The organism is Streptococcus infantis, from assembly GCF_001579645.1.
GTDB classification, from domain to species: domain Bacteria; phylum Bacillota; class Bacilli; order Lactobacillales; family Streptococcaceae; genus Streptococcus; species Streptococcus infantis_E.
Map to the genome: position 1 here is coordinate 1 of NZ_LQZF01000180.1, position 908 is coordinate 908.

Annotated in this window: 1 protein-coding gene; it reads right to left on the reverse strand. The window is 38.4% G+C overall.

Annotation, left to right across the window (positions count from 1 at the left end):
• Nucleotides 1–37: 37 nt before the first annotated feature.
• Nucleotides 38–814, reverse strand: a complete 777-nt coding sequence (locus SINDD18_RS09985) for a nucleotidyltransferase domain-containing protein (protein ID WP_061864003.1) — start codon at nucleotides 812–814, stop codon at nucleotides 38–40.
• Nucleotides 815–908: the final 94 nt, after the last annotated feature.

A 908-nucleotide genomic window follows, 5' to 3' on the forward strand; every position in this document is an offset into this window, starting at 1 on the left:
TGACCACATCTACATGTCCATTTTCTCATATCTAACCTCAGTCACGACTTAATTCTTCAAGGAAAAATTGATTGAGAGCTTCCCAGTCTTTCTTCCCCTCGGTAACACTTTGGATGTAATCATCTAGTTCTTGTATATTTTTGGAGATGTAGTCCTGGATGGGCTTAATCGGCTCAATTTCCATACCTTCAGGCCCATTTATCTTGATATCAAGCAGTCTAGACACATGCTCTTTCATTTCATCAGGAAGCAATTCTTTCACTAAATCATCAAATAAAATCGGTGGAACAGAATGATATTTTTCTATCCAACGACAGGCTAAAATTGGACGCAGAGCATAGAAGTACTTTTTAGGTTTGACCTTGTCTCCTGAAAGATACTTATTCATTTGAGTTCTAGCAGTATTCAAGTAATGGTGGAGCATCTTTTTCTCGGAAAAATACTGACTAACAAGCGGACGGATACGGTCAATAAAGCCTTCGTCTTGCTGGTAAACGATTGGCGACTGTAACCACTCAAAGAGGGTTGGATTTGACTTATAAAGAAGTTTTAAAGTCTTGTCCAAATCCCAGCCGCTCACATCCCAAATATCGTCAATTGGTAGTTCAATGACATCGCGATGATCGTTCAGACTAAGATAAAATTCTTGCTTATGCTTGTAAATGAAACGCACATCAAAGTCACTATCTGGTGACTCAAAGCCCCAAGCGCGACTGCCAGACTCAATTGCCCACAATACGGTAACATCATAATCACGTTCAATTTCCGCTAGTTTTTCAGGTACCAGAACATTCATTTCTTCTTGTGTTTGCATGGTGGTTCTCTTTCTTATTAATTTCTTATACCTCATTTTATCAGAATCCTAGGACATTATCAAAAATTACTATAGTATCTACAGAAAAAAGCGG